This is a genomic window from Arthrobacter sp. P2b (assembly GCF_900168295.1).
GTDB lineage: Bacteria > Actinomycetota > Actinomycetes > Actinomycetales > Micrococcaceae > Arthrobacter.
On sequence record NZ_FVZL01000001.1, the window covers coordinates 876,706 to 899,188 of the forward strand.

A 22,483-nucleotide genomic window follows, 5' to 3' on the forward strand; every position below is an offset into this window, starting at 1 on the left:
AAGAGGCAGGCCAGGCGGCAACGGGACATCTTCCCGTGCACAAGCAAAACGGCGGCCGCCCCCGCAAGGGGACAGCCGCCGTCGGGCGTCGAGAACTACTTGGCCGGGGCCGTGACCGTTTCCTTCGATTCAACGGCCGTGGATCCGCCGCCGGCCGCGGGGGCGGCGGGGGCTGCAGGCGCAGCAGCTGCGGGCTTGGGAGCCGGCGTGGCGGCAGCAACGAAGGCGCCGCGCGGGTTGTCCAGGTCCATCAGCTGGGTGGTGTCGCGTCCGGCGAAGAAGCTGATGATCCAGTTGAAGATCACGCGGAACTTGCGCTCGAACGTGGGCATGGCCATGCCGTGGTAGCCGCGGTGGGCCAGCCAGGCGAGTCCGCCCTTGAGGCCGATGCTGCCCACCAGGTTGATGTTGGCGACGCCCTTCCATTCACCGAAGCCGGCCACAGCACCGAGGTTCTTGTGCTTGTAGTCCTTCAGCTGCTTCTCCCACCGCGAAGCCCACAGGTTCTTGGCGAGGCGCTTGGCCTGGCGGAGTGCATGCTGGGCGTTGGGGACGCAGGTGCCGTCGGGCAGGCCCTTGCCGGTGAGGTCCGGAACAGCAGCGATGTCGCCGGCTGCCCAGGCGTTGTCCACGATGCCTTCATCGCCGGCAACGCGCAGGTCCGGGAGGACGCGGACGCGGCCGCGGGGCTCCAGCGGGAAGTCGGTGGAGCGGACCATGGGGTTGGCCTGCACGCCGGCAGTCCATACGAGGGTGTCGGCTTCGAACTCCTGGGCGGGGGTCTTGTCCGGCAGGTTGATGAGCTTGAGGGTGCCTTCCGCGCTGTCCAGCGAGGTGTTCAGCAGGACCTCGATGCCGCGGCTGCGCAGGTGCTCCACAACCCATTCGGCCTGCTTGGCGGTAACTTCGGGCATAATGCGGCCCATGGCTTCAACCAGGACGAAGCGGACTTCCTCCTGCTTGATCCGGGGGTTGTTGCGGACCGCGGCGCGGGCCAGGTCCTCCATCTCGGTGATGCATTCGATGCCGGCGAAGCCGCCGCCCACCACCACGAAGGTGAGTGCCTTGGCGCGGGCAGCGGGGTCGGTCATGGTGGAGGCAACCTCGATGCGCTCCAGGACCTTGTTGCGCAGGGCAACGGCTTCCTCGATGGTCTTCAGGCCAATGCCCTTGTCCGCGAGGCCCTTGATGGGGAAGGTGCGGGTGATGGCACCTGCGGCCAGGACGACGTCGAAGTAGGGAACCTCGAAGTTCTCGCCGCCGTCTGCCGGAGCCACAACCGCGGTGCGGTTGGCGTGGTCGATCGAGGTGACGCGGCCCTGGATCAGTTCGGTCTGCTTGAGGTGCTGGCGGTGGGACACAACCGCGTGGCGGGCCTCGATGTTGCCGCCTGCTACCTCGGGGAGGAAGGGCTGGTACGTCATGTAGGGCAGTGGATCCACGAGGGTGACGATGCCACCGGCATTCGCGATCTTCTTCTGCAGTTTGAGTGCTACGTACAGGCCGACGTACCCGCCGCCGACGACGAGTACCCTGGGACGGTCCTGGAGCTCTGGGGTGGTTGCCATAGTTTAAGGATAGCGCAGTTTGTGAAAATCTTCACTAACTGCGGGAAGGACCCCTATTGTTGCGTTTTCCCGCCCGAATCCACCTTTTCGATGACGCCTGTTTCCTGCTCCTCCGCAGCCAGTGCCGGGTCCCTGGCCGCCCGCCGCAACTGGACAACCGCTGCCGCAATGATCGCCACGAACAGGAGGGCGAATCCGATCACGACGGCGGCGCCGATGGCACTGTCCCGCTGTGAGGGCGCCTCCGCGGCAGGCACGGTGGCTTCCGGAAGCGTCGGCACTGCGCTGGGCACAGCAGCCGTGGGCAGCGGGGCGGGAGTGGCCAGGTTGCCCCGCCGGTGGACACGGATCCATTCGGCGATGGAGCCCAGCGGGTTGCTCTTGGCTTCGGGGACCTCGTCCTTGAGCGCGGCCTCGGCATTCAGGACGCCGAATCCGTACAGGGGATCCTTGCCCGGTGCTCCGGCGTCCTTGGCCGTGGAAACGATGCGGTTGATGACCTGCTCGGCGGACATGGCCGGCCACTTGGAGCGGATCAGAGCTGCGACTCCTGCCACGATGGGGGCGGATCCTGAGGTCCCCGCCCACTCGGCATAGCTGCCGCCGGGCAGGCCGCCCAGGAGGTTCTCGGCCGGCGCGGCGACGCCGATGCTGATGCCCTGGGATGACGCATCAACACTTGCGGCCCCCTTGCGGTCCAGGCCTGCGACGGTGAGGACGCCCGGGATGGTGGCCGGAGCGCCCACCTGGGTGTTTCCGCCGATCCGGTTGCCGGCCGCGGCAACGATCACCACGTCCTTCTGTTCTGCATACAGGAAGGCTGCATCCCAGCTTTGCGGCCACTGGGGTGTGGTGCTGCCGAGCGAAATGTTGATGACCTTGGCACCGTTGTCCACCGCCCAGCGGACTGCTTCCGGAATCTGGTCCTGGTCGCTTTTCCCGGAAGGATTCGGGGAACCCAGCCAAGTGGATACAGAGAGGATCTGTGCCTCCGGGGCAACGCCCATGATTCCGTCCGGAGCCACCGGCGCCGGCCCGGGGGTGGCGGTGGGCGTAGCGTTTGCAGGCTGGTGGCCGCGGCCGGCGAGCATGGTGGCCACCAGGGTGCCGTGTTCGGGCTTGATGCCGACGCTTTTCTGGCCGTCGGGCTGGCCCGAGCCGGAAGCGTCGTAACCGCCTGCCACCGCTCCCTTGAGGTCCGGGTGCTGGGCGTCCACGCCGCTGTCGATGATGGCTACTTTAACGCCGGCGCCCTTGGACACCTCCCACGCCTTGTTGATGCCGGATTCCGCCAGCCAGTACTGTTTGTCCCGCCATTCGTCGGCGTGCGCTGCGGGCGGAGTGAAGAGTCCGGTACAAAGGCAGCAGGCAGCGAGGACCAGGGCAAGCGCCGCCGATCCTGTTTTCTGCAGCATGGGTTTCGTGGAAGGCTGCATCTAAAATCAGCCGATGCTCAGGGCGATGCCGTCGAGGATGTCGTGCTCGCTGGCCGTTGCCGTGGTGATCCGCCCGCCGCTGAGCCCGCCCATCCGTTCCAGGATCCTGCGCCAGACCAGGCCGCCCGCCCCAATGACGTCCACCCGTCCCGGGTGCATGTACGGCAGCGCGGCCCGCTCCGAGCGGACCATTTCCAGAAGATCTGTGGAGGCGGCTCGCACGGTGTCGATGGGCAGCTCGGTGCCGTGAATCGCGTCCGGCGAGTATTCCGGCAGCTTCATAGCGTGCGCTGTGATGGTGGTGATGGAGCCGGCAACGCCGACGACGGCGGTGGCGCGTTCCAGCGGAACGTCCTGTCCGGCGCGGGCGATGGCAGCGTCCACGTCGGCTTCCGCCGCTGCTATCTGTTCGGCGGTTGGCGGATCGTTGCGCAGGTGCCGTTCCGTCAGGCGGACACATCCGATGTCCACGGATTTGGCCGCCGTGACTCCTCCTGCGGTGCCCAGGACGAACTCGGTGCTTCCGCCGCCGAGGTCCACCACCAGGACTTCGTGGCCGTCCAGGATGGGCAGGACGCTGCTGGCGCCGGCAAAGGACAGAGAGGCTTCCTCGTCGCCGGAAATCACTTCCGGCTCCACCCCCAGTAGGTCGCGGATGCCGTCCACGAAGACGTCCCGATTCCGGGCATCCCTGCTGGCAGACGTTGCCACGAAGCGGACAGCTTCGGCGCGGTGTTCGCGGATCAGCTGCGCGTAGTCGGCTGTCGCCGCGAACGTTCGCTCGAGTGCTTCGGGGGCGAGCTCGCCGGTGGCGTCAACGCCCTGGCCAAGGCGCACCACCCGCATTTCGCGTACTACATCCGTGAGGGTGCTGGTGCCGTCGCTGCGGTCGATATCCGCGATGAGGAGGCGGATGGAGTTGGTGCCGCAGTCGATGGCGGCCACCCGGGTGGTTCCGGCGCGGGTCATTGTTGTGCCTCGGCAGGGTTGGCGGACTTGCGGACAGGTGCGGGGCGGCCCACGATGTCCGGCAGGCCCTGCGGTCCGTGGCGGCTGAGGTCCCGTGAAGGTGCCTCGCCGGTGGTGTCCCAGGCGCCGTCGCAATAGCATTTGTCCGTGGTCCACCATTCCCGGATCTGGAGCAGCGCCTCGTCGCCCAGCGGATTGACCCCCGGGCCGGCGGCCAATGAATGGCCTACCAGGACGTGCAGGCATTTGACGCGCGTAGGCATGCCGCCGGCGGAAATTCCGTCGATTTCGGGGACAGCGCCGATGCCCGAGCGCTGGCCGATAGCGTCGCGCGCGGCCAGGTAGGCGTCGTGGGCGGAGCGGTATGCCGCAGCGAGTTCAGCGTCAGCAGTCAACTGCCCGTTCATGTCGTTCATGACACCGGCCGCCTCGAGCCGGGACACCGCGGAGGTGATGACCGGATGTGTGAGGTAGAACGTGGTGGGGAACGGGGTGCCGTTACTCAGGCGCGGAGCGGTGGCCGCCACGAGCGGGTTGCCGCAGACGCAGCGCGCAGGAATCTCCACCACGTCACGCACCGGCCGTCCCAGCTGCCGGCTCAGTACTTCAAGGTCATGCGGTGATGGTTGGCGGGATTCCTCCCGGGCGGCTGCCGTGTTGTGTTCCACTGTCGCGGGCCGTCCTTCCTTTTGCGGTTCAGTCTGTGGCCGCGCGCGTAATGGACTCCCACAGGGAATCCACCCACGGCAGATCGGCGGGGTCTTGTGCTGCTGCACCGGACTGGCCACTGGTTTCCCCGGCGGGCACATCGCTGCCAAAAACCCAGTAGCCGGTTTCGCCCGGCATAACCATGTTAATGCGGTCGCGGGCCTGCTGTTTCACGTAGTTCGGGTCCTGCCAGCGGGAAACCTGCTGGCGCAGCACGTCACCTTCAGCTTCACGGGCAGCGATGTCGGCGTTCAGGGCGTCGATCTCAGCCTTCTTGTCGAAGAAGATCTTGACGGTGGGCGCCAGCATGACGGTGATGGCAATCATCACCACGGCCAGTGCCAGCATCCGGCCCGAGAATGCCTTCGCCGGAACGGGGTGCTGGTCCTCCCCGGCGGCAGGTTCCGCGGCGCCGGCGGCCGCGCTGCTCCCCTTGCTCCCGGCCGGAGCTCCGGCTTTGGGGCGGGATCCGGCAGTGACTGAACCGGCCTTCCCCGTCGAGGCGCTGCCGGTCGCGGCGCCGCCCGCCCTGCCGGCATGGACCTCCTGCCCCGCCTTGTCCTTGCCGGAGCGGAAGTCCGCCTGGATGATTTCGGCGCCGTCGGAGGTTTCCCTGGCTTGGCGGGTGGGGGCGACCTTGGGGACTTTGGGACGGCGGGTAGCCATGACACTCCTGAAACAGCAACGGTGGCTATGGTCTTTCAACCATAGCCACCGTTTGTTGGCTTACGCGGCTACTAGCCCTTGAAACGCGGGAACGCGCTGCGGCCTGCGTAGCGTGCGGCGTCGTCGAGTTCCTCTTCGATGCGCAGAAGCTGGTTGTACTTTGCAACACGCTCGGAGCGTGCCGGTGCGCCGGTCTTGATCTGGCCGGCGTTGGTGGCCACCGAGATGTCGGCGATCGTGGTGTCCTCGGTCTCGCCGGAGCGGTGCGAGGTGATGGTGGTGTAACCGGCGCGCTGGGCCAGGCTGACGGCGTCCAGGGTCTCCGTGAGGGAGCCGATCTGGTTGACCTTGACCAGCAGCGAGTTGGCGGTCTTGGTGTCGATGCCGCGCTGCAGGATGGACGGGTTGGTGACGAACAGGTCGTCACCAACCAGCTGGACCTTGTCACCGATGGAGTCGGTGAGGGTCTTCCAGCCGTCCCAGTCGTTTTCGTCCAGCGGGTCCTCGATGGAGACCAGCGGGTAGTCGGCAACGAGTTCGGTGTAGTAGGCGCTCATCTCGGCGGAGGTCAGCGACTTGCCTTCGAACTGGTAGGCACCGTCGGTGAAGAACTCGGAGGAGGCAACGTCAAGGGCCAGGGCGATGTCCTTGCCCGGGGTGTAGCCCGCGTTCTTGATGGCTTCCTGGATCAGGTCCAATGCTGCACGGTTGGACGGCAGGTTCGGCGCGAAGCCGCCTTCGTCGCCCAGGCCGGTGGCCAGGCCCTTTTCCTTCAGGACGGACTTGAGGGCGTGGTAAACCTCAACGCCCCAGCGCAGGCCCTCGGAGAAGGTCTCGGCACCCAGCGGGACAACCATGAATTCCTGGATGTCGACGTCGGAGTCGGCGTGGGAGCCGCCATTGAGGATGTTCATCAGCGGGACCGGCAGGACGTGGGCGTTGGGACCGCCCAGGTACTTGTAGAGGGGCAGGTCGGCGGAAGCTGCGGCAGCATTGGCAACGGCCAGGGAAACGCCCAGGATGGCGTTGGCGCCCAGCTTGCCCTTGTTGGGGGTGCCGTCCAGGTCCAGCATGGCCTGGTCAATGCTGCGCTGGTCGGTGGCGTCGAAGCCGGTCAGGGCCGGAGCGATCTGGTCGATGATCGCGTCAACAGCCTTCTGGACGCCCTTGCCGAGGTAACGGCCCTTGTCGCCGTCACGCAGTTCAACGGCCTCGTGCTCGCCGGTGGAAGCGCCGGAGGGAACTGCTGCGCGGCCGATCTGGCCGTCGGAGAGCAGAACTTCAACTTCTACGGTCGGGTTGCCACGGGAATCGAGGATCTCGCGGGCGTGGATGGCATCGATAAGCGCCATGAATTTGCTCCTTATGGGCGATTAACGGGGGGATCTTGCAGAAAGACTCGACGTACTCGTCAGAGACCAGCGTAGTCGAGAGTGGTGCGGGTTACGGAAACCTATCCAGCCACTGCGTCATGATGATGCCGTGTTGGGCCTACGGTGCCCCTGCTGGTAGCGGCGCACGGCGCCACGCAGGGCGCGCTCTGCGTCGAATCCGGCAGCGTGGGCTGAACGCACGACGGCGAGGAGCTGCTCCCCGAGCTCGTCCTCCGTTTCCGGAATGGGAGCCGGAGGAGGCAACGGCGCGCCCGCGCGGGCCGCCCGGTCCACAGACTTTTGTGCCCGTGCCAGTGCCGGGAGCGCCTGGGGAATCCCCTCGAAGGGATTGGAGCGTGCCGGATGCTCCGCCCGCTTGACCGCGTCCCACTTACGGACAATCTGGTCAACCGTCGCGGGAAAGCTGTCCTGCAGCGAGCCGTCCGGCCGGAAGACATGCGGGTTCCGGCGGACCATTTTGGCACCCAGGCCGCGCGCGACGTCGTCGAACGTAAACGCCCCGCGCTCCTCGGCGAGCCGGGCGTGGAGCACCACCTGGAGCAGGACATCGCCCAGCTCGCCCTGGAGTTCGGCGTTGGGATTTCCGGTCTCGATGGTTTCGGCTACTTCGTAGGCCTCCTCGAGGAGGTATTCCACCAGCGAGGCGTGGGTCAGCGCCCCCATCCAGGGACAATGTTCGCGCAGGGCCGCGATCTTCCCCAGCAGCTCCCCGAGCGGCGAACTACCCGGCGGCTCCCCGATGGAGGAGCCGCCGGCGGCATTGTCAGCCAAGGTTGGCGTAGGCGTCGTTGATGTACTCCACCAGCGCCTCCTTCTCCTCCAGGGGCAGGAAGGAAGCCTCGGCGGCGTTCAGGGTGAGCTCGAGCAGGTCGTCAAGGTCGTAGTCGAACGTTTCCACCAGGAGGTCGAACTCGTCCGTGAGGGTGACGCCGCTCATCAGCCGGTTGTCGGTGTTGATGGTGACGTTGAAGCCCAGCTGGTAGAGCATGTCCAGGGGGTGGCTGTCGATGCCGTCGCCGAAGGCGGCGATGGCACCGGTCTGCAGGTTCGAGGAGGGGCAGATCTCCAGTGCGATGCCGCGGTCGCGGATCCAGCTGGAGAGATCCCCCAGGGTGACCAGGCCGATGGTGTCCTCGGCGTCGTCGTCGAATTCCACCATGATGTCCTCAGCGATCCGGACGCCGTGTCCCAGCCGCAGCGCGCGGCCGTCCACCAGTGCTGACTGGATGCTTTCCAGCCCGGCGGCCTCGCCGGCGTGCACGGTGGCGGGGAAGTTCTGCTGTGCCAGGTACGTGAAGGCGTCCTTGAAGCGCGACGGCAGGAAGCCGTCCTCTGCTCCGGCGATGTCAAAGCCCACGGCACCCTTGTTGCGGTGGCGGACGGCGAGCTCGGCGATCTCCTGGCCGCGGTCTGCGTGGCGCATGGCCGTGATGAGCTGGCCCACCTGGATTTCGCGGCCGCTCTCGCCAACTGCTTCGACGCCGGCTTCGAGGCCTTCCTGGACTGCTTCCACGGCTTCGTCCAGAGTGAGCCCCTTCTGCAGGTGCTGTTCGGGTGCCCACCTTACTTCGCCGTACACCACGCCGTCATCGGCAAGGTCCTCGACGAATTCCTTGGCCACCCGGACCAGGCCTTCGCGCGTCTGCATGACGGCCACGGTGTGGTCGAACGTCTCCAGGTAGCGGACCAGGGAACCTGAGTCGGCAGACTCGCGGAACCACTGGCCCAAGGCAACGGGATCGGTCGAGGGGAGGGTGTGGCCAACGGCTTCAGCCAGTTCGATGATGGTGGCTGGACGGAGGCCCCCGTCCAGGTGGTCGTGAAGTGAAACCTTGGGCAGGCTCTTCAGGTCAAAATCGAGGGCAGGGGCAGCGTCAACAATAGGCTCAGTCACGTTCCCACCTTAGGGTGGGCCGGGACTCAAAGCCAGCCGCTGTCAGGCTGCCGGTCCGCCGTCTGCGGACGGGGCGAGAATCGTTGACCCGCCCTTGCCGTCACGCGCGCCGGACGGGCCGCCGTCGAGCCATTCGTCCACTTCTTCGGCGTCGTTGCGCGCAAGATGCTTATGCCACCAGCGGAGCAGGTGGTCGATGAGGATGCCCAGGACGATGGCGAACACTACCGCGATGCCGGCACTGAGCAGCGGGTTGTGGTGCAGCCAGGGGAAGGAGCTGGCCAGCAGGCCAATGCCGATGGAGTAGCCCACCCACGTGACACAGGCAAAGGCGTCCAGCAGGAAAAAGCGGCGGTGGCCAAAGCCCGTGCTTCCGGCAACATAGTTGACAGCCACCCGGCCCCAGGGAATGTAGCGGGCGGTGAAGATCAGCACGGCCCCGCGCTTGTCCAGTTCATAGCGGGCCCAGCCGAAGGCCTTCTTGACCTTGGGACGGCGCATCCATTTCCAGCGGTCAAGCCCGATCCGGCGTCCCAGCATAAAGGCCATGTTGTCGCCGGCGATGGCGCCGATCAGGGCGGTTGTTCCGAGGATCCACAGGTTGGGTTCCCCGCTGTGCCTGGAGAAGGCCGCGAGGGCCACGATGAGGGTTTCGCTGGGGACCACCATCGCGAAGCCGTCCACGAAGAAAAACACCAGCAGGATGGGGTAAATCCACCACTGGCCCGCTGCATGGAGCACGGCCTCATTAATAAACTCCACGCGGTCTTGCTCCTAGACAAAGATGACGCAGCCAAAGCGACGCTGCCATAGCGGAAATCGTTCCTAAGTGTCCCACGGCCGGGGCGTCGTTCGCTACGCCCCGGCCCCGGGAACACCCACCTCACGGTATCGGGGAAGACGCCGCGGCATCATCGTCCCTGCGGGTGATCTTCAGGGCTTAAGGGCCTCCGCCAAGGGGGTGACATACCGCGTCAGGCCTCGGGTTCCCGCATCCGTTCCACGACGGGGGTTTTCCGCCGGACCCGGTTAATCACCAGGTCCACCACGATGCCCAGTGCCACGGCGCAGACGATGGCGATGGCCGCTCCCAGAAGGTGGTTTTCCTCGAACCACTGCCCGAAGAACAGCCCGATCCCCACGGAGTACGCCCCCCAGAGAACGGCCGAGAGGGCAGTCAAACCCAGGAAACGCGCGTGGTGGTAGCGCGTGGCCCCCGCCGTCAGGTTGACGGCCACGCGGCCGATCGGGACGAACCGGGCCACCAGGATCAGCGAGGCTGGACGTTTCCGCAATTCTGCGCCGGCCCACCGGAAGGCGCTCTGCATCCGGGGACCGCGCATCCAGGACCACCTGGTGGTACCCACCCGGCGACCGATCAGATAGGCGATGTTGTCCCCGGAGAAGGCGCCCAGGGCGGCCACCAGCATCAGGACCCAGGGATTGGGGACGTCGGCCGTGGCAGCCACGGCCGCCAGTCCCACCACCACCGACTCGCTCGGAATCGGCGGGAAAAAGCCGTCAATGACACAGCATGCCAGAACCAGGAAAAGCACCCAGGGTTGTCCGGCTGCGGCAAGGATGAAGTCATTGATGGCCTGCATGGGTTCTTATGCTATTCGGTCGATGATCAGTCGCTGGGCCGGACGGGATCCTTCGGGGGCGATGACCACTGCGTGCTCGAGCGCTTCCCGGGCGCGGGCGAACCGTTCCGGGGTATCGGTGAGCAGTGTCATCAGGGGCTCGCCGGCGCGGACCACCGCACCGGGTTTGGCATGCATCCGGACGCCGGCCCCGGCCTGCACTGCGTCTTCCTTGCGGGCCCGGCCTGCTCCCAGCCGCCATGCGGCCACGCCGACGGCGAGCGCGTCGAGCTCCACGAGCACGCCGTCCGCCGGGGCATAGACCACGTCGGATTCCCGGGCGACGGGCAGCTGTGCATGCGGGTCGCCGCCCTGGGCCTCAATCATCCGGTTCCACACGTCCATCGCCCGTCCGTCCTTCAACGCGGCCGCGGGGTCGGCGTCGTGGACTCCGGCGCAGGCGAGCATCTCCTCCGCCAGCCGGACGGTCAGCTCCACAACATCGGAGGGCCCGCCGCCGGCAAGCACCTCGACGGATTCCTCAACTTCGATGGCGTTGCCCGCGGTGAGGCCCAGCGGGGTGTCCATGTTGGTGAGCAGGGCAACGGTATTCACGCCCGCGTCCTTGCCCAGGGCCACCATGGTTTCAGCGAGTTCCCTTGCCGAGGCTTCGTCCTTCATGAACGCGCCGCTGCCCACCTTGACGTCCAGGACCAGGGAGCCGGTGCCCTCGGCGATTTTCTTGCTCATGATGGATGAGGCAATCAGCGGAATGGCTTCGACGGTTCCGGTGACGTCCCGCAGGGCGTACAGCTTCTTGTCCGCCGGCGCAAGGCCGGCGCCGGCTGCGCAGATCACCGCGCCCACGTCCTGGAGCTGGGCCAGCATCTCCTCGTTGCTCAGGGCGGCACGCCAGCCGGGGATGGATTCGAGCTTGTCAAGGGTGCCGCCCGTGTGGCCCAGCCCCCGGCCGGAGAGCTGCGGGACGGCGACGCCGAACACCGCCACCAGCGGGGCCAGGGGCAACGTGATCTTGTCCCCCACGCCGCCGGTGGAGTGCTTGTCAGAGGTGTACTTCAGGCCGCCGTCCGGCCGGCGCAGGCTGGAAAAGTCCATCGTCTCGCCGGAGGCGATCATCGCCGCTGTCCAACGTGCGATTTCGGTGCGGTTCATGCCGTTGAGCAGGATGGCCATGTTGAGTGCAGCCATCTGCTCGTCCGCAATCGCTCCCCGGGTGTAGGCGTCGATGGTCCAATCGATCTGTTCCGGGGTCAGCGTCCCCTTGTCGCGCTTGACGCGGATGATGTCCACCGCGTCGAACGCTTCGGCTTTCTTGTCTGTCACCGGGTTTCCTCCAGGTGTTCGGGACCGAAGGCGTCAGGCAGCACCTGGTCCATGGTTTTAATGCCTTGGGTGGTCATAAGTTCCATGCCCGGGGCGCGGAATTCGTACAGCAGCTGGCGGCAGCGGCCGCAGGGCATCAGGATGTTTCCGCTGCCGTCCACGCAATAGAAGGCCCGCAGCAGCCCGCCGCCGGTCATGTGCAGGTTGCCCACCAGGGCGCATTCCGCACAGAGGGTCAAGCCGTAACTCGCGTTCTCCACGTTGCAGCCACTGACAATCCGGCCGTCGCCGGTGAGGGCCGCAGCCCCCACGGGAAACTTCGAGTACGGAGCGTAGGCATTCTGCATTGCGGCGACGGCGGCTGCCTCCAGGGCTTGCCAGTCCACGGTGGTTGCGGGTTCCACGGCCGTCAACCCTTGACGTACGGTATGCCGCTGGCAGCGGGTCCCCGGGACCTGCCGACCAGTCCCGCCACGGCGAGGACGGTCACCAGGTAGGGCAGCATGGCCATGAACTGGCTGGGGACGGGCGTCCCGATGATGGTGACGATGCTCTGCAGGTTGTCCGCGAAGCCGAACAGCAGGGCCGCGAAAAAGGCCCCGATCGGGTTCCAACGGCCAAAGATCAGGGCGGCGAGTGCGATGAAGCCGCGGCCGCCGGAGATCTCCTTGGTGAAGCTGTCGATCGCCACCAGTGTGAAGAAGGAGCCGCCGATTCCGGCCACGGCACCGCCCAGGGTGACGTTCCAGAAGCGGGTGGCGTTCACGTTGATGCCCATGGTGTCCGCAGCCTGCGGGTGCTCCCCCACTGCCCGTACCCGGAGGCCCCACCTGGTCTTGAACAGCCCCACCCAGACCACCAGGACTGCGATGTACATGAGGTAGCCCACCAGGGACTGGCGGAACAGGATGGGCCCGATCACCGGAATGCTGGACAGGACGGGAATCTCGATGATGTCCAGCCCTGGCGGTGAGTTGAACTGGGCTTTGTTGGCCTGCATGACGGTGCTGAACAGGAAGCCGGTGACGCCGGAGACGAGAACGTTCAGGACCACGCCGACGATGATCTGGTTGACCAGGTACTTGATGCTGAACAACGCCAGCACCATGGACACAACAGCCCCGGCCACGGCAGCGGCCAGGAGCCCGATGAAGGGGTTCTGGGTCATGCTGGCCACGATTGCGGCCGTGAAGGCGCCGCCCAGAAGCTGCCCTTCAATGGCGATGTTGACCACGCCCACACGTTCGCACAGGACGCCGGACAGTGAGCCGAACACGAGGGGGACGGCCAGGGTGACGGAGCCGGCGATGAGGCCGGCCAGGGAGATGGTGGGTGTCCGGGCGCCGCCTACCACCCAGATCAGGAACGCGGCCACGAACAGGACGATGAACGTGATGGTCAGCCAGCCGGGTGCGGGCCGGCCCTTCGTTTTGAGGTACACGGCGTACCCTGCCAGCCCCAGCAGCAGGATGGACAGCACAAGGCCGCCGGCGAAGGCGTTCACCGCCAGGGCGGGCAGCTGGAAAAAGTCCTCGCTGGTGGAGATACCGAAGCTGGCGGTCTGATTGGGGGCCAGCAGCCCAAAAAAGACCAGGGCAATCAGCCCGAAGGCGGTGAGCAGCACCGGCGTCTTCCAGCCCACCGGCTTTGCGGACATGGTGGCTGTGCCGTTGTCCGTTCCGGCCGGCTGTGGGGTCCCCGGCCGGGGGGACGAAACTGTTGTGCTCATGCTGCACCTCCGGTAGTGGCTGCCTGCCGGGACTTGGCGGCGCGGGCGGGCTTTTTGCGCCGCGGATTCAGGCCGAACACGGCACGGACCAGTGGCGGCGCGGCGATGAAGAGGACGATGAGGGACTGGACCACCAGGACGATGTCGATGGGGGTGCCGGTCTGGATCTGCATCTGGACGGCTCCGGCGCGGAAGGCGCCGAACAGCAGGCCGGCGGCGAACGTGCCCCACGGCGTCGAACGTCCCAGCAGCGCAACGGTGATGGCGTCAAAGCCGTAGGTGGCGGCGACGCCGTCCGTGAGGACCTTCTCGGTGCCGGCCACCTGGGCAACACCGGACATTCCGGCCAGCCCGCCGGCGATGGCCATCACCAGGATGGTGGAGCGGGAGACGTTGATTCCGGCAGTCTGGGCGGCCTTGGGGTTGGCGCCGACGGCCCGGAATTCGAAGCCGAGGGTGGAGCGGTTCAGGAGCCACCACACCAGCACAGTGGCTCCGATGGCGAGGATGAAGCCCAGGTGGAGCCGGTACTGGCTGCCGAAAATCTGCGGGTAGACGGCGGTGGCATCGAGGATCGGCGAAATGGGGTTCGACTCCCCCGGCCGCTGGAACGCCGGCGTATTCAGGAGGTACCGCAGGAAGTACAGCGCGATGTAGTTGAACATGATGGTGAGGATCACCTCATGGGCGCCGGTGCGGGCTTTGAGCACGCCAACCAGTCCGCCCCACAGGGCGCCGCCGATGATGCCGGCCACCAGGACCAGCAGCAGGTGCAGGCCCAGGGGCAGGTTCAGGGCGAAGCCCACCCAGGCGGCCAGGATGCCGGCCACGATGATCTGGCCCTGCGCGCCGATGTTGAAGAGGCCTGCGCGGAATGCCAGCGCCACGCCCAACCCGGCCGTGATGAGCGGGGTGGCGATGGTGAGGGTTTCCATGAACGGCGCGAACTGCGCCGCCACGCTGTTGCCCCGGGGGTTGAATACCGAGCCCTGGAACAGGGCGATGTAGGAGCGGGTGGCCGCAGTCCAGACCGCCGAAAGGAAGTCCGTGGGCCGGGCGAAGAAGTATGTTGCAGTGGTGGCCACCTGCTTGTCCGTGCTGGCAATCAGCAGGCCGCCGATAATGAGGGCCAGCAGCACAGCGAGGACCGAGACCATGCCGCTCCCGGTAAAGATCCTGCGGAGCAGCGTGTCCGGGCCACCGGGAAGCTGCCCGCTTTGGGCGGTGGCCGGGACGGCGGACGGTTCCATGGCGCCGCCCGCCGTATCAACGGAGACGACGGCGGCAGTTTCCTCCTCAGCAGGGCTGGGATGGTGTGGATCCTTGTGGTCCGGCCTGCCGTGCTCCCCGGCTGCGTGCTTGGGGTGGTTTTCAGACATAGTCGTCTCCCTCGGCGTCAGGGGTGGAGGCTGTGGTGGTGGCCGTGGCAGGGCCGGCCTGGGACGTGTGTGCGTGTTCCTCCGGCGGTATGCCGGCCATCATCAGGCCCAGGGTGTCGCGGCTGGTGCCGGCGGGCACAACGCCCACCAGCCTGCCCTTGTAGAGCACAGCGATGCGGTCGGCGAGTTCCATCACCTCGTCCAGTTCCGTGGAGATGATCATGACCGGCGTGCCCTGGTCCCGCTCCGAGACGATGCGGCGGTGCAGGAACTCGATGGACCCCACGTCCACGCCCCGGGTTGGCTGGGAGGCGATGAACAGCCGCAGGGGGCGGGAGAGTTCACGGGCCATCACGACTTTTTGCTGGTTGCCGCCTGAGAGCGTTCCGGCGGCTGCGGCGGCAGAGGGGGTACGGACGTCGAATTCACCGATGCGTGCCTTGGCGTTCTCAAGGACCTTTGCCGGACTCATGCTGATTCCCTTGGCAAACGGCGGCTTGTCATAAAGGTCGAGGACCAGGTTCTCCGCCACGGAGAAGGTGCCCACCAGTCCGTCCACCTTGCGGTCCTCGGGAACAAATCCGACGCCGGCCTGCAGGACCTCCTTGACGGAGCGGCCCAGGAGTTCCTTGCCATCGAGTTGAACGGAACCGGACACACGCTCCTGGAGTCCCAGGATGGCTTCGGTCAGTTCGGTCTGGCCGTTGCCCTGGACGCCGGCGATCGCCAGGATCTCCCCACGCGCGATGTCGAAACTGAGTCCGTCCACCACGTGCTGGCCGTTGGGGGCGATGACGGTCAGGTCCCGGACCTCGAAGGTCTTTTCCTGCGGTTTGGCCGGGGCCTTGTCCAAAGTCAGGTTTACGGCGCGGCCCACCATCATGGAGGCAAGATCGGTGGTGGGGGCCGAGGGCTCGGCGGATCCCACCACCTTTCCGCGCCTGATCACGGTGATGGTGTCGGAGACCTCCTTGACCTCCCGCAGCTTGTGGGAGATGAAGACGATCGAGGTGCCCCCGGACTTGAGCTGGCGCATGATGTCCAGGAGTTCGTCGGTTTCCTGCGGGGTCAGCACGGCTGTGGGTTCGTCCAGGATGAGGACCTTGGCGTTTCGGACTAGGGCCTTGATGATTTCCACGCGCTGCTGGACGCCCACCGGCAGGTCCTCCACCAGGGCGTCGGGGTCGACGTCGAACCCGTACTGGTCCGAAATTTCCTTGATCCGGCGGCGCGTCTCGTCAAGGTTGAGGAAGCCTGCCGCCTTGGTGGGTTCGGCTCCCAGCGCCACATTTTCGGCGACCGTGAAAACGGGAACCAGCATGAAGTGCTGGTGCACCATGCCGATGCCGGCGGCCATGGCATCGCCAGGGCCGCGGAAGGACACCGGTTTGTCATCGATGAGGATGTCGCCTTCGGAGGGCTCATACAGCCCGTACAGCACATTCATGAGGGTGGATTTACCGGCCCCGTTTTCGCCCAGCAGACAGTGGATTTGTCCGGGTTCAACCACCACATCGATGTGGTCGTTGGCGAGCAGGGTACCGAAGCGTTTAGTGATCCCTCTGAGTTCAAGTTTCAAAACTCTGACCAATCTCGAAGCGTCCAGTGATCCACCGGACGGGATATGTGGCTGCAGCACCAGCCTAGTGGCTGCAGCAGGAGGATGAGCGGGCGCCGGCCCGGAAAAGGGAGCCAGCAAAAAAGCGCCACCGCCCGGCCGGTCAATGACCAGCCGGGCGGTGGCGCTGCACGCGGAATCAGGCCTTCGGGCTTGCCTTGGACTCAACCTTCAGCTTGCCGTCCACGATGTCCTTCTCGATCTGCTCCAGCTCGGACTTCAGCTCGGCGGGGACCTGGGAATCGAGGTCGTGGAAGGGAGCCAGCTTCACGCCCTCGTTGGCCAGCGTGCCAACATAGGGGGTGTTGCTGAAGTTGCCTTCCTTGTCATCCTTAACAACGGCCTCAACGGCGTCGCCCATCGTCTTCATGACGGAGGACAGCATGATGTCCTTGTAGTCAGGTGCCGTGAGGTAGCCGTCCGAATCAACCCAGATGAGCTTAACGTCCTTGCCGGCGGCCTTGGCTTCCTTCAGGGCAGCACCGGCGCCCTTGCCTACCGGGCCGGCGACCGGCATCACGATATCGGCGCCCTGGTCCAGGAAGTTCTGGGTGAGCTGCTTGCCCACGTCCTGCTTTTCGAAGTCCCCGGTGAAGCTGCCGTCCTGGGCGTCCTTGTTCCAGCCAAGGAGCTTGACGTCCTTGCCCTTCTGCTCGTTGTAGTACTTCACGCCGTCGGCGTAGCCGTCCATGAAAATGGTCACTGTGGGGATCTTGACGCCGCCGAAGGTGGCCACCGTGCCGGTCTTGGTGGTTCCAGCGGCAAGGTAGCCGGCGAGGAACGCTGCCTGCGCGGTGTCGTAGATGATCGGCTTGACGTTGGCGATGGCCGGATCGTACTGGTAGTCGACAATGGCGAAGTGGCTGTCCGGGTTGGCTGCGGCCTGCTCCTTGGTGGAGTCTCCCAGCAGGAAGCCGATCGTCAGCGTGAGGTCGCAGCCGGCGGTGACCATGGCCCGCAGGTTCGGTTCAAAGTCGTTGTTGGTCTTGGACTCCACCTGGTTGACCTTGATGCCCAGGTCAGCCTCGGCCTTCTTCAGCCCCTCGTAGGAGGACTGGTTGAAGGACTGGTCATCGAAGCCGCCGGAGTCGGAGACGATGCAGCCGGTGTAATCGGTGGCGCCGGCCGTGGAGTTGGTTCCCGCTTCAGGCGGGGCGCCGCAACCGGCCAGCACGAGTGCTGTGGCACCCACGGTAGCCAGGCCTGCAACTGAACCGCGCTTGAGGTGTGAACGCAGTGATGTCATCAAGATTCCTCCAGGGTGAAGAGAGTGGCGCTACGGCTCGAATTCAATGAGTGTCCGTTTCTGCACTGAAATTCTGTTTTCACTGAGGGCTCGCAGCACTGCGCCGGAGCGCACTGATGGCTCCTACTTTAGTGGCCTGCGCCACGCCCCAATAGCATGCCAGAACCGGTTCCCGGAGATTGTTTACAAGTTGTTACCAACCAGTAGGGGTGCCGCTCTGCTGCGGCACCCCTCCTGGTTGCGCGGCGGGCGGGAGCTAGAGCCGGACCAGCATTTTGCCCGTGTTCGCGCCATCGAGCAGGTCCATGAAGGCCTGCGGGGCGTTCTCGAGCCCGTCGACGATGGTTTCGTCGTAGCGCACAGTGCCGTCGGCCAGCCAGCCCGCCATTTTTTCGGCGAACTCGCGGGCATGCTGCCGCTGGCCACCCACCAGGAAACCCTGCAGGGTGAGCTGCTTGCCGATGGCCTGCATGAGGTTGCGCGGCGCGGGGGTGGGTTCGGTGGAGTTGTATTGTGCGATGGCACCGCACATCGCCACCCGCCCGCCAACATTGAGGACGGCCAGTGCAGCCTCCAGGTGCTCGCCGCCCACGTTGTCGAAGTAGACGTCGATGCCGGCACTGCCGGCTGCCTTTTCCAGCTGCTCACGGACCGGACCGTCGTGGTAATCGAAGGCCGCGTCGTAGCCGAGCTCCAGCAGGCGGGCCACCTTGGCGGGTGAGCCTGCCGAGCCGATCACCCGCGAGGCGCCCATTGCTTTCGCGATCTGGCCCACCAGCGAGCCAACCGCGCCTGCCGCGCCGGAAACGAAGACGGCGTCGCCCGGGGCAAAATTGGCCACCTTGAGCAGCCCGGCATAGGCTGTCAGGCCGGTCATGCCCAGGGCGCCAAGGAATGCCGAGGCCGGTGCCAGATCAGTGCGGGCCGGGGTGGCGGCGGCAGCGTCCAGCACCGCATATTCGCGCCAGCCGAGGGAATGCACGACGACGTCCCCCTCCTGATGCGCGTCGGAACGGGACGCGATCACCTCACCCACCGCGCCGCCGTCGAGCGCTTCGCCCAAGGCAAAGGGCGCAGAGTAGGACTTGACGTCGTTCATGCGTCCGCGCATATAGGGGTCAACCGAGATAAAAAGGTTCTTCACCATGATCTGGCCATCTGCGAGTTCAGGCAGCGGCGACTCGGCGAGCCGGAAATTCTCCGGCCCCGGGCGGCCCACCGGACGGGACACCAGCTGGATTTCACGGGTGGTGGCAGGCAGCGTCGCAACGCTCATGCTGCGTACTCCAGGACCTTGATGTCCACGCTGATGTTTCCACGGGTGGCGTTCGAATATGGGCAGATCTCGTGCGCTTTGGCCACGAGAGCCTCGGCAGCGGCCAGGTCGAGGGCCGGCAGCGCGATCTCCAGTTCAGCGGCAAGGCCGAAGCCCGTCCCGCCGTCCAGCTTGCCGAGGTGGACCCTGGCAGCTACGGCCGAATCGGTGAGGTCGGCCTGTTCCCTGCCGGCCACCAGGCGCAGTGCCGAGTGGAAGCAGGCAGCATATCCCGCGGCAAAGAGCTGCTCCGGGTTGGTGCCCTGGCCGCTGCCGCCGAGTTCAACAGGGCTGGCAAGGTTGACTTCCAGCTTGCCGTCGCTGGAGCGGGCGTTTCCGTCGCGACCTTCGCCGGAGGCGAGGGCTTCGGCAGTGTAAAGAGGCTTCACAGTGGTATCCGTTCTGTTGGGGATCAGTAAGACGTTGGCGGCGTCACACCGCGTTGTGCAGGGCGGCCGTCAATTTGCCAAGGGTTTCGCGGAGCTGCTCGAGTTCCCGGGGAGACAGTCCCGCGGACTGCGCGAGACGCTGGGGAATGGCGGCCGCCTTGGCGCTGAGGCTTCTTCCCGCCGGCGTCAGGTGGACGGCGACGCGGCGCTCATCCTCGCCTGACCGGCGCCGTTCCACCAGGCCCAGGGCTTCAAGCCGCTTCAGCAACGGCGACAGGGTGCCGGAATCCAGGCCGAGCTCCTCGCCCAGCTCCTTCACGCCGCGCGGCTCGCTCTCCCACAGCACCAGCATCACCAGGTACTGCGGGTAGGTCAGCCCCATGTCCTCCAGGACAGGACGGTAGACGGCGGTGGCGGCGCGGGAGGCCGAATACAACGCGAAGCATACTTGCCGGTCCAGGCGGGGAATTTCAGTCACAACACAAACAGTAACGGACAACTAAGTTGTGCACAACTTAGTTGTCCTGCGCCGGAGAGCCGGTGCAGAACGCTGCTTAGAGGTCGCGGATGGTGCGCAGGGCCGCCGCGGTGAGCACCCGGATGCCGAGGCCAAGGGCACGCTCGTCCAGGATGTAGTCGCCGCGGTGGAGGTCATATTCCTCCCCGCCCGGAGTTTTGGTGCCCAGCCGCATCATGGCACCGGGAAGCTCTGCCAGGAACCAGGCGAAGTCTTCACCGCCCATGGACTGCGGCGTGAGCACCACGGCACTTTCGCCGATCTCGGCACGTGCGGACGCCTCGATAATGGCCGTTTCATGTTCAGAGTTGACCACCGGAGGCACTCCCCTGGTGTGCTCAAGCTTGACGTCCACGCCGTACGGTGCCGCCACCTGGTGGACCACTTCATCAAGGAGTTCACCGGCGGCGTGCCAGGCCTCGCGGTCCAGGCAGCGCATGGTCCCGGCCATGTAGCCGGTGCCCGGGATGGCGTTGGGCGCCGACCCGGCGGAAATCTGGCCCCACACCACGGACACGCCGCTGCGGACATCCACCCGGCGGGACAGGACCGCGGGCACGTTCACCGCGATCTGCGCCAGGGCAAACACAAGATCCTCGGTCAGGTGTGGCCGCGAGGTGTGGCCGCCCCGGCCGGAAAGCTCGATGCGGATGGTGTCCGAGGCCGAGGTGATGGCCCCAATGCGCGTGCCGATCTTGCCCACCTCGATGCGGGGATCGCAGTGCAGCGCCAGGATCCGGGGCACGCCTTCCAGGACGCCCTGCTCGATGCAGGAGTGGGCGCCGCCGGGCATGGTTTCCTCGGCCGGCTGGAAGATCAGGCGGACGGTGGCGCCCAGGGGGGACTCCTGGTGCATCCTGTGCAGCACCAGGGCGATGCCGAGCATGGTGGTGGTGTGCACATCGTGGCCGCAGGCGTGGGTTACGCCGTGGTTTTTCGAGGCGAACGGCAGGCCGGTTTCCTCGATGATGGGCAGGGCGTCGATGTCCCCGCGCAGCGCAGTGGCGATGGGGCCTTCCCCGACGTCCACCGAGAGTCCGGTTCCCTCGAGGCGGCGCGGAGTGAGGCCTGCCTCCTCGAGCCGCTCAGCCAGCTTGTCAGTGGTGCGGAATTCCTTGAAGGACAGCTCCGGATGCGCATGCAGGTCCCGGCGGAATTCGATCAGTTCCGGCAGGAGCGGCTCGAGCCACGGAGCCACCAAAGCGGTGGGCTCGGCTTCAGTAGTGTAATTGCGCACTGTTTCACTCTAGCGAGGGTGGCAGGAATACCAGCCATCACGGTCGCCGCGTTACATCCCGGGTGCCCGGACGGGCCCCGGGATGCCGACGGCGGGGCGTCCGGTTAGAGGACGTCCGTGTCGCCGCTGGCCTTGAGGGCATCAACGGCTGCTTTAACCCGCTGCGAGTTGGCCATGGTGGTGACCAGCAGGGCATCCGGAGTGTCCACGATGACCACGTCCTGGATCCCGATCAGGGCGATGACCCGCTTGGTGTCAGTGACTACAACGCCGCTGGAGTTCTCGGTGAAGACGCGGGCGCCTTCACCCAGGACCGTGACGTCATCCACTTCCTTGGCTGAGTTCAGCCGGCCCACGGAGGCGAAGTCGCCAACGTCATCCCACCGGAAGGAGCCGGGCACGACGGCGACGTCCCCGGCTTCGGCGGCGGGTTCGGCCACGGCGTAGTCGATGGCGATCTTGGGCAACGTGGGCCACACGCGGCTTGTCACTTCGTCACGGGCCGGGGTGTCCCAGGCGCGGGCGATTTCCTGCAGGCCCTGGAACAGCTCGGGCTGGTTGGCTTCCAGGTGCTTAAGCAGCAGCGCCACGGGCGCCACGAACATGCCGGCGTTCCAGACGTAGTTGCCGCTGTCCACATACTGCTGGGCCACTACTTCATCCGGCTTTTCAACAAACTCCACCACGTCCTGGGCGCTGGGCGCGCCCTCGATGTGCAGCCCCTGGCCTGAACGGATGTAGCCGAAACCTGTGGACGGGTGCGTGGGCTTGATGCCGATGGTCACGATCTTGCCGGCGGCTGCGGTGTGGATCGCTTCGCGGACAGCCTCCTGGAAGAGGTGGTCCGGGCTGATGACCTGGTCCGCGGCGAAGGAACCCATGATGGTGTCGGGATCACGCTCGTGCAGGATGGCGGCGGCGAGTCCGATGGCTGCCGCCGAGTCCTTGGGTTCGGACTCGAGGACAAGGTCCGAATCCTTAACCTCGGGAAGCTGGCGGCAAACGGCATCACGGTGGGCCTTGCCGGTCACCACCAGCATCCGGCTCCCCGCAAGCGGGTGCAGCCGGTCGTAGGTGGCGCGCAGCAATGTGCTGCCCGAACCCGTGAGGTCATGAAGGAACTTGGGAGCTGCGGCTCGCGACAGGGGCCAGAGGCGGGTCCCCACTCCGCCGGCCGGGATCACCGCGATGAAGCGGTCAAGGGGTGATGCCGGGCTTGTCACTTTGTCTGTACTCATCACCGCCTACTTTAGCCGACCGGCCGCAACGGACCCCTCCGGACTCCGCCGCCACGACACAGTTCAGTCCAAGTGCGGCAACCCCGTGTGGCGTTCGTCTCAAAAAATTCGAAAAACCGCGCCACTGCTGGGCACCAAGGAGCTCCTAAATTGAATAAGCTGTGAGCGGAGCCTAGATTTAGGCCTGAGCTACGAGTGCTCTCGCAGCAGGCGTTCCCCCCGCGTGGATCTCATGCCAGCGCCGCTGTGTTGC

At 66.0% G+C, this 22,483-nt stretch carries 21 protein-coding genes; all 21 read right to left on the reverse strand.

The features are described 5' to 3' along the window. Window positions 1-95 precede the first annotated feature (95 nt). Window positions 96-1,568, reverse strand: coding sequence for an NAD(P)/FAD-dependent oxidoreductase (locus B5520_RS03870; RefSeq protein WP_079595711.1), 1,473 nt, complete (start codon window positions 1,566-1,568; stop codon window positions 96-98). 53 nt (window positions 1,569-1,621) lie between these two features. Next, window positions 1,622-3,004, reverse strand: a complete 1,383-nt coding sequence (locus B5520_RS03875; protein ID WP_079595712.1) for a S8 family serine peptidase — start codon at window positions 3,002-3,004, stop codon at window positions 1,622-1,624. A 6-nt stretch (window positions 3,005-3,010) separates the two neighbouring features. Then, the gene (locus B5520_RS03880; protein WP_079595713.1) at window positions 3,011-3,973 is read right to left on the reverse strand and encodes a Ppx/GppA phosphatase family protein; all 963 of its coding nucleotides are present in this window, start codon (window positions 3,971-3,973) and stop codon (window positions 3,011-3,013) included. Beyond that, on the reverse strand, window positions 3,970-4,641 hold the full coding sequence (locus B5520_RS03885) for a DUF501 domain-containing protein (protein ID WP_079595714.1): 672 nt from the start codon (window positions 4,639-4,641) through the stop codon (window positions 3,970-3,972). The genes B5520_RS03880 and B5520_RS03885 overlap by 4 nt, the downstream gene beginning before the upstream one ends. 28 nt (window positions 4,642-4,669) lie before the next feature. Continuing rightward, complete coding sequence (locus B5520_RS03890; protein WP_079595715.1) at window positions 4,670-5,347, reverse strand: FtsB family cell division protein; 678 nt, start codon at window positions 5,345-5,347, stop codon at window positions 4,670-4,672. A gap of 71 nt (window positions 5,348-5,418) precedes the next feature. Continuing rightward, a complete protein-coding gene (gene eno / locus B5520_RS03895) occupies window positions 5,419-6,699 on the reverse strand; it encodes a phosphopyruvate hydratase (RefSeq protein ID WP_079595716.1) in 1,281 nt (426 codons plus the stop codon). 117 nt (window positions 6,700-6,816) lie between these two features. Then, window positions 6,817-7,404 carry a MazG nucleotide pyrophosphohydrolase domain-containing protein gene (locus B5520_RS03900; RefSeq protein ID WP_079595893.1) on the reverse strand — a complete coding sequence of 196 codons (588 nt, stop codon included), beginning with the start codon at window positions 7,402-7,404 and terminating at the stop codon, window positions 6,817-6,819. A gap of 100 nt (window positions 7,405-7,504) precedes the next feature. After that, on the reverse strand, window positions 7,505-8,635 hold the full coding sequence (locus B5520_RS03905; RefSeq protein WP_079595717.1) for an adenosine deaminase: 1,131 nt from the start codon (window positions 8,633-8,635) through the stop codon (window positions 7,505-7,507). A gap of 42 nt (window positions 8,636-8,677) precedes the next feature. Continuing rightward, window positions 8,678-9,397, reverse strand: a complete 720-nt coding sequence (locus B5520_RS03910) for a DedA family protein (RefSeq protein ID WP_079595718.1) — start codon at window positions 9,395-9,397, stop codon at window positions 8,678-8,680. Window positions 9,398-9,609: 212 nt separating this feature from the next. Next, window positions 9,610-10,239 carry a DedA family protein gene (locus B5520_RS03915; RefSeq protein WP_079595719.1) on the reverse strand — a complete coding sequence of 210 codons (630 nt, stop codon included), beginning with the start codon at window positions 10,237-10,239 and terminating at the stop codon, window positions 9,610-9,612. A 6-nt stretch (window positions 10,240-10,245) separates the two neighbouring features. Then, window positions 10,246-11,562 carry a thymidine phosphorylase gene (locus B5520_RS03920; RefSeq protein ID WP_079595720.1) on the reverse strand — a complete coding sequence of 439 codons (1,317 nt, stop codon included), beginning with the start codon at window positions 11,560-11,562 and terminating at the stop codon, window positions 10,246-10,248. Continuing rightward, window positions 11,559-11,966 (reverse strand): cytidine deaminase, encoded by a 408-nt coding sequence (locus B5520_RS03925; protein ID WP_176156756.1) that lies wholly within the window; start codon window positions 11,964-11,966, stop codon window positions 11,559-11,561. Before B5520_RS03925 ends, B5520_RS03920 begins: the two co-directional genes overlap by 4 nt. A 5-nt stretch (window positions 11,967-11,971) precedes the next feature. After that, complete coding sequence (locus B5520_RS03930) at window positions 11,972-13,291, reverse strand: ABC transporter permease (protein ID WP_079595722.1); 1,320 nt, start codon at window positions 13,289-13,291, stop codon at window positions 11,972-11,974. Further along, window positions 13,288-14,670: an ABC transporter permease gene (locus tag B5520_RS03935; protein ID WP_079595723.1), complete on the reverse strand. Its 1,383-nt coding sequence runs from the start codon at window positions 14,668-14,670 to the stop codon at window positions 13,288-13,290. Before B5520_RS03935 ends, B5520_RS03930 begins: the two co-directional genes overlap by 4 nt. After that, window positions 14,663-16,249 carry an ABC transporter ATP-binding protein gene (locus B5520_RS03940; protein WP_079595724.1) on the reverse strand — a complete coding sequence of 529 codons (1,587 nt, stop codon included), beginning with the start codon at window positions 16,247-16,249 and terminating at the stop codon, window positions 14,663-14,665. Before B5520_RS03940 ends, B5520_RS03935 begins: the two co-directional genes overlap by 8 nt. Window positions 16,250-16,427: 178 nt before the next feature. After that, window positions 16,428-17,534, reverse strand: a complete 1,107-nt coding sequence (locus tag B5520_RS03945) for a BMP family lipoprotein (RefSeq protein ID WP_079595725.1) — start codon at window positions 17,532-17,534, stop codon at window positions 16,428-16,430. Between the two features lie 256 nt (window positions 17,535-17,790). Next, window positions 17,791-18,810: an NADP-dependent oxidoreductase gene (locus tag B5520_RS03950; RefSeq protein WP_079595726.1), complete on the reverse strand. Its 1,020-nt coding sequence runs from the start codon at window positions 18,808-18,810 to the stop codon at window positions 17,791-17,793. Continuing rightward, window positions 18,807-19,238 carry an organic hydroperoxide resistance protein gene (locus B5520_RS03955; protein WP_079595727.1) on the reverse strand — a complete coding sequence of 144 codons (432 nt, stop codon included), beginning with the start codon at window positions 19,236-19,238 and terminating at the stop codon, window positions 18,807-18,809. Before B5520_RS03955 ends, B5520_RS03950 begins: the two co-directional genes overlap by 4 nt. Before the next feature lie 43 nt (window positions 19,239-19,281). Next, on the reverse strand, window positions 19,282-19,716 hold the full coding sequence (locus tag B5520_RS03960; RefSeq protein WP_079595728.1) for a MarR family winged helix-turn-helix transcriptional regulator: 435 nt from the start codon (window positions 19,714-19,716) through the stop codon (window positions 19,282-19,284). A gap of 76 nt (window positions 19,717-19,792) precedes the next feature. After that, a complete protein-coding gene (locus B5520_RS03965) occupies window positions 19,793-20,992 on the reverse strand; it encodes an amidohydrolase (RefSeq protein WP_079595729.1) in 1,200 nt (399 codons plus the stop codon). 104 nt (window positions 20,993-21,096) lie between these two features. After that, a complete protein-coding gene (locus B5520_RS03970; protein WP_079595730.1) occupies window positions 21,097-22,230 on the reverse strand; it encodes a mannose-1-phosphate guanylyltransferase in 1,134 nt (377 codons plus the stop codon). Window positions 22,231-22,483 lie beyond the last annotated feature (253 nt).